Below are 6,574 nucleotides of genomic sequence, written 5' to 3'. Positions count from 1 at the left end.
TCCTGTGGGCCGCAACTAATAATCAGTGGGGAATGAAGCTGAAATAAATTGCCACTGCCTAATGTCATTGTCTGCACTACCACATAATGTGCGTCGGAAACCTCCACTGATTGAAGTTTCACTTTATCGGCAAATTGCGCTATATTATGACGGCACAACTCAGGAAATGTCTGAATTTGCGCTTTCCCAAGAAATATTAATCACAAATTAACTTACTGTAAGGCCAGCTAATTTATCATAATATTCCACAATTACTCTTAAGAAAATAAAAAACAAGCCAGTTTTTTTCAAATCTGGACTTGTTTTGCATCATTTTTAATTTACATCATATACTATTCTCAAGGCCGTCCACCTCTTCTCATTTCGCTTCGTTGCGGGACTAACCAGATCGGAATGTGGGCGATCTTTTTATTTTGTTTCCGGCTTAGATGATCACAACTTTTTATCAATCAGTTTAAGCTCTGGTATCATGTCTGATAACGGAACAATGTTTGCTCTATTTTGATAAACTGGAATATATTCCTCTAAAACGTTTACCATCATTGCACCGGTTACTCCTACATGACCAATTGCAATTAACCGATCACTTATATTAAGTTTTCCTGCTAATAAATTGGCCTGTTTCGTAATATGTTCAATTGTATATATATCATCAAAAAAAAGATTGTTTTCCAAATAAGGAACTCCCATCTCATTGGCTAATTTTGGGATCACACTTTTTCCAGTTGTTTTACTGTCAAGATAATACAATCCATATTCTTTGCAAGCCTCTAAAACAATTTTCATGACTCGTTCATCTTCTGTTGCTTTGGAACCCATGTGGTGGTTCATCCCCACAGCATGCGGGATATCCTCAATTGCTGCCACAACTCGGCGTCTTATTTCTTCATCATTTAAATCTGTAGTAATGGCGCCCGGTCCTAACCAGCTTTTCTTTCCCCTTTTCGGCTCCATTGGCAGATGAACAATAACTTCATGATTATTTTTCATTGCTAACTCTGCATCCCGTTTAGTAGTTGGCATAAATGGCATGATGGCAGCAGTCAATGTAACTGGAAGTTTTAATATTTCATCTGTTCCTTTCATGTTATTTCCAAGGTCATCGATGACGATAGCAAGTTCCTTTTTTTCCGTTTTAGATTCAGTTTCCATTGGCATTGTCATTGTAAAAACTAGCACTATAATCGATATAAACCGCAACATGTTAGAATCACCCCTTTTTAATAAACTCTCCATTTTTGGAGAAAAAAATGAATGCAAAATAAAAAAACTGACCAGCCATTTAGCTAGTCAGTTTTCTGTTATTTTCTATGCATTTTAAATTCTAAAAATAGATCATTATAATAGGCAAGCATTCTTTTTCCAAGGTTTTCGTATACCTCGAGCTTGGCTGTCATTTCTTCATCCGGATAGAAGCGCTCATCACTAATGACTTCTTCATCCATGAATTCGAGTGCCCCTTTATTAGGTGTAGAGTACCCTACATACTCTGTGTTTTGTGCGGCAACTTCTGGATCAAGAATAAAATTAATAAATTGATGTGCGGCTTCCGGATTTTTAGAAGTCTTTGGAATCACCATATTGTCAAACCAGAGATTGGAGCCTTCTTCTGGGACGACATATTCAACATCTTCATTTTCCCACATAATTTCTTGAGCTACTCCGGACCAGACAAGGCCAATACCAGCTTCGCCATTTTCTAACAACATCCGAATTTCGTCCCCTACGATCGCTTTAATATTCGGCGTTAACAAATCAAGCTTTTCTTTCGCTTCGATAAGGTGTTTTTCATCTGTATCATTTAAAGAATAGCCTAAGCTATTTAAGCCCATTCCCATTACCTCTCGAGCACCATCAATAATTAATATCTGATTTTTGAACTTTGGATCCCATAAATCATCCCAACTAGTTATTTCTAAATCACCTAGCATCTCTTTATTATACGCGATTCCGACTGTTCCCCAAAAGTAAGGGATTGAATATTCATTTCCTGGATCGAAAGGCAAATCCATAAATCTTGAATCGATATATTGAAGGTTCGGCACTTTTGAATGATCAATCGGGATAAGTAAATTTTCTTGCCTCATTTTATCGATTGCATACTCAGACGGAACGGCTATATCATAAGAAGTTCCGCCCTGCTCAATTTTCGTCAGCATCGCTTCATTTGAATCAAATGTTTCGTAGATGACCTTAATCCCGGTTTCTTTTTCAAATCGTTTTATAAGTTCCTGGTCAATATAATCTCCCCAGTTAAATATCGTCAGTGTATTTCCACTTGAATACCCTTGAGCAGAATTTAGTTTATTGACAAAAAGAATTAAACCAATTGAAACAATGAGTACAGCTGCTAAGGCACGGACAAGCTGTTTCATTTCTTAACCCCCATTCCAGCCGGACGATTATTACGTTTCGTAATAAAGTAATAACCGACTACCAACAGCATCGTGAAAATAAACAATAAGGTAGATAGGGCATTAATGTTTAATGAAACTCCACGTCTTGCAAGTGAGTAGATTTCTACAGATAATGTCGTAAACCCATTACCTGTTACAAAAAATGTAACGGCAAAATCATCTAGAGAATACGTTAAAGCCATGAAAAAACCTGCGAAAATACCAGGGGTAATAAAAGGCAGAATCACCTTAGTTAGGACATCCCATCTGCTTGCACCTAAGTCGAGAGCTGCATATATCATGGATATGTTCATTTCTTCAATTTTTGGCAGTACCATAATCACCACAATTGGAACACTAAAGGCAATGTGTGCAAATAATACAGAGACAAACCCTAGTTTAATTCCAATAATTGTAAACAATATTAAAAATGACGCTCCGATGATAACATCAGGACTGACAATTAGAACATTATTAAGTGAAAGAAGTGTATTTTTTACTCTTCTTCTTCTAGCAAAATAAATCGCAAGTGCACCGGCAACACCTAGTATTGTAGAAATCGCCGCTGATAAAAGGGCAATAATTGCTGTATTTAAAACAATAATTAAAAGTCTTGTATCCCCGAACAGCTCTCGATACCAATCAAGGGTGAATCCTTCGAACTGATACATATTTCCGCCGCTATTAAATGAATAAAACATTAAGTAAAAAATAGGGGCATACAAAATTAGAAATACAATGGTCAAATAGATTGCTGAAAGCTTTGTCTTTTTCTTCATAGGATCCCCCTCTTTCGTTTACCAGTGAGTACCATAATGAGTACCATGGCAATAATTAGGAAGACAGCGATCGTTGAGCCCATTCCCCAGTCTTGAGTGACAAGGAAATGCTGTTCGATGGCTGTTCCGAGGGTGATAACACGGTTACCAGCAATAAGTCTTGTTAACATAAACAATGAAAGTGCAGGAATGAACACGACTTGGCATCCTGACTTAACTCCATCCAGCGTTAATGGGAAAATAACACGGGTAAAAGTTGTCCATGGTGAAGCACCTAAATCATTAGATGCATCAATGAGTGATGGGTTTAATTCATCTAACGCATTAAAGATCGGTAAAATCATAAATGGCAGAAAGATATAAACAGAAACAAAGATAAAGCTGAAATCTGTAAATAATATCTGTTTGCTGCCAACCCCCATTACCTCAAGAAAGCTATTCGCAGCACCATATGTGCCAAAGATACCAATAAACGCATAAGCTTTTAACAATAAATTAATCCACGAAGGAAGAATAATTAATAATAGCCATAACTGCTTATGCTTGGTTTTTGTCAGTAAATAGGCTGTTGGATAAGCAATAATAAAGGCGAAAAATGTAATTAAAAATGCATACCAAAATGAACTAAATGTCATCTTCAGATAGACTGGCGTAAAGAACTTTTTGTAATTATCAAAAGTAAAATGCCCTTCAATATCAAAAAACGAATAGTATACAACGAGAAGAATGGGTGTTACGACAAACAAAAGAATCCAAATAACATAAGGGATTAAATACAGATTACGAGAGTTAGTTTTCATAGCTTCCCTCTTCATATGCTTCTAAACGTTTGTCGAATTCTTCCTCTGTTTCTCCATGTCTCATGACATGAATGGCTTCAGGATCAAAGTACAGCCCTATTTCTTCCCCTACATTTGCCTTTTTCGTTGAATGAACAAGCCATTCATTTCCATCCTGGTCATAGCAGCTAATTTCATAATGAACACCGCGGAAAAGCTGAGTATCTACTTTAACCCTTAGTTTCCCTGATTCTGGCTTAGTAATTTCCAAATCCTCAGGACGGATCACAATATCCACGGCTTCATTTGGATTTAGGCCGCCATCCACACAATCAAAGGTTTTCCCGGTAAACTGGACAGAAAAATCTTTAATCATCGTCCCTGGTACAATATTCGATTCTCCAATGAAATCAGCAACAAATCGGTTAATCGGTTCATCGTAAATATCAGTTGGCGTTCCGCTCTGTTCGATTTTTCCGTTATTCAAAACAAAAATTTCGTCAGACATCGCCAGTGCTTCCTCTTGGTCATGGGTAACAAAGATAAACGTAATGCCCAATCTGCGCTGGAGCTCACGAAGCTCGTACTGCATTTCTGTACGAAGTTTTAAATCTAGCGCTGATAATGGCTCATCGAGTAGTATGACTTCCGGTTCGTTGACAATGGCTCTTGCAATGGCTACACGCTGACGCTGACCGCCTGACATTTCTCTTATTTCACGATTTTCATAGCCTTCAAGATTCACAAATCGAAGTGCTTCCTTTACTCTTCGGTCTACTTCAATATTTTTAATTTTTTTAATTCTAAGTCCAAATGCTACATTCTCAAATACATTTAAATGCGGAAATAACGCATAGTCCTGAAATACAGTGTTGACTTGGCGTTTATTGGCCGGCACTTCATTGACTAATTTTTCATTAATAAATACCTTTCCAGATGAAGGCTCAATAAATCCTGCAATCAGCCGTAATATGGTTGTTTTTCCGCAGCCGGATGGACCTAGTAGAGTATAGAATTTCCCTCTCTCAATCTCAAAGCTTACCTCTTTTAAAACAGGAGGATCATCATCATATTGTTTTGTTACATGCTCAAAACGGATTATAGTGTTATTTGTCATTTTATCTCCTTCTATCAAAAAAAAATTTCAAATCATGCAACGCATTTTATCGAAAAAAATCGAATAATAACATTTAGACATTCAAACGTTATAATACCATATTCCTATGCATTGATGGGAGATGTTTTTTGAAAATATTGTCTAGAGAATACCTCTTGTAAAAAAAGGCTTCCTACTCATATGTTAACTATGTGCAGGAGGTGTGTAATCTATTTACTATTTTGGATAAACCTTTGTATTTCAAGATGTATAGGCTCCATCACTCTTACAATCTGGTCATCCTCTTCGACTAATGGAATGGTCTTTCCATTAATGGTCTTGAACACTGGTTTTACTATTGAATGACTGCTATTAACAAACCATTTTCCATTCATCTTGATTATTTCTAGATCTATGATGCCAAGATGATTTCCCCAATAGCCAGCTTGTACAGCCGGGACCCCATTTATAGTTCCTGTTTCATCATTTACACTATAGAGGTCCTTCCCAGGGAAAATTAAATGAGTATGACCGTATAAAATAGCATCGATCCCTTCTACTTCACTTAAATCGATTACGGAATTTCCCTTTTTCTCCTTTAATCCTTTGTCAGGATCTAATCCAACATGTGCAAGAGCGATAATTATGTCTGCACCCATCTTTTTCATGATAGGTACAAAATGCTCAGCCGTTTCCTGTATATTTTTTATCTTTAATTTACCTTGAAAATACTTCTTGTCCCATTCGGCTGCAATTGGGGTAAGAATGCCAATAACACCAACCTTTAATTTTTGTTTATTTCCGTTAGTATCAATAAAGTTTCTATCTAAGATCAAAAACGGATTGAAATAATTAAGATCATCGCCATCGTATTGATTTTGATCATCTATATAAATATTGGCATTTACGTATGGGAACTTGGCTCCTCGCAAGCTTTTATGCAAAAAATCTAATCCATGATTGAATTCATGATTTCCTACTGTTGCCGCATCATAATAAAGTCCATTCATCGCTTTAAATACAGGATGAAAGTAATGATCGTCCAAATAGTTGGTTTTATACACATATTCATCTAGAGCACTTCCTACAAGTACATCACCTACATCAAAAAGCAGTGAATTAATCTCCTCTTCCCGAGCTTGCTTGATAAGTGATGCAGTTCTGGCTAATCCGAATTCTAGATTCGGTTTATTTTTTTTATAATCAAACCCTAACATATGTGCATGCAAATCTGTTGTTTCTAAAATTCGAAGCCGCAAGCTAGATTCCATGATCTCTTTGGCGTCTGTCCGATTTAAGGCAATGAGCAAAATGCTGATGATCAGTATGAATTGAATGATCACTTTTATTCTTTTCATCCAAACACCCCTTACTATATGTTTTCTTATTTTCTCTAATTTAGGGAATAATAATCGGATTTTAGCGAAATAGTTAATTTTTCCTAAATAATGAATAGTCACACACGCAGCAAATGGTGTAGATCATTTCACGTATATAAAAAAAGATGATAGAACATGCTCTATC

6 protein-coding genes are annotated in these 6,574 nt (G+C 36.4%); all 6 read right to left on the bottom strand.

The features are described 5' to 3' along the window. Positions 1 to 432 precede the first annotated feature (432 nt). Positions 433 to 1,200, bottom strand: a complete 768-nt coding sequence (locus V7127_RS22060) for a divergent polysaccharide deacetylase family protein (protein ID WP_335489690.1) — start codon at positions 1,198 to 1,200, stop codon at positions 433 to 435. A gap of 101 nt (positions 1,201 to 1,301) precedes the next feature. Further along, the gene (locus tag V7127_RS22055) at positions 1,302 to 2,375 is read right to left on the bottom strand and encodes an ABC transporter substrate-binding protein (protein WP_335489661.1); all 1,074 of its coding nucleotides are present in this window, start codon (positions 2,373 to 2,375) and stop codon (positions 1,302 to 1,304) included. Beyond that, on the bottom strand, positions 2,372 to 3,175 hold the full coding sequence (locus V7127_RS22050; protein ID WP_335347847.1) for an ABC transporter permease: 804 nt from the start codon (positions 3,173 to 3,175) through the stop codon (positions 2,372 to 2,374). Before V7127_RS22050 ends, V7127_RS22055 begins: the two co-directional genes overlap by 4 nt. After that, positions 3,172 to 3,975: an ABC transporter permease gene (locus V7127_RS22045; protein ID WP_335489658.1), complete on the bottom strand. Its 804-nt coding sequence runs from the start codon at positions 3,973 to 3,975 to the stop codon at positions 3,172 to 3,174. Before V7127_RS22045 ends, V7127_RS22050 begins: the two co-directional genes overlap by 4 nt. Next, positions 3,965 to 5,071, bottom strand: a complete 1,107-nt coding sequence (locus V7127_RS22040; protein WP_335348371.1) for an ABC transporter ATP-binding protein — start codon at positions 5,069 to 5,071, stop codon at positions 3,965 to 3,967. Before V7127_RS22040 ends, V7127_RS22045 begins: the two co-directional genes overlap by 11 nt. 209 nt (positions 5,072 to 5,280) lie before the next feature. Next, the gene (locus V7127_RS22035) at positions 5,281 to 6,408 is read right to left on the bottom strand and encodes a metallophosphoesterase (RefSeq protein ID WP_335489654.1); all 1,128 of its coding nucleotides are present in this window, start codon (positions 6,406 to 6,408) and stop codon (positions 5,281 to 5,283) included. Between the last annotated feature and the right edge of the window lie 166 nt (positions 6,409 to 6,574).

The organism is Bacillus sp. JJ1773, assembly GCF_036962035.1.
Classification (GTDB): Bacteria; Bacillota; Bacilli; order Bacillales; family Cytobacillaceae; genus Cytobacillus.
This window is presented reverse-complemented; position numbering and strand designations above follow the sequence as displayed.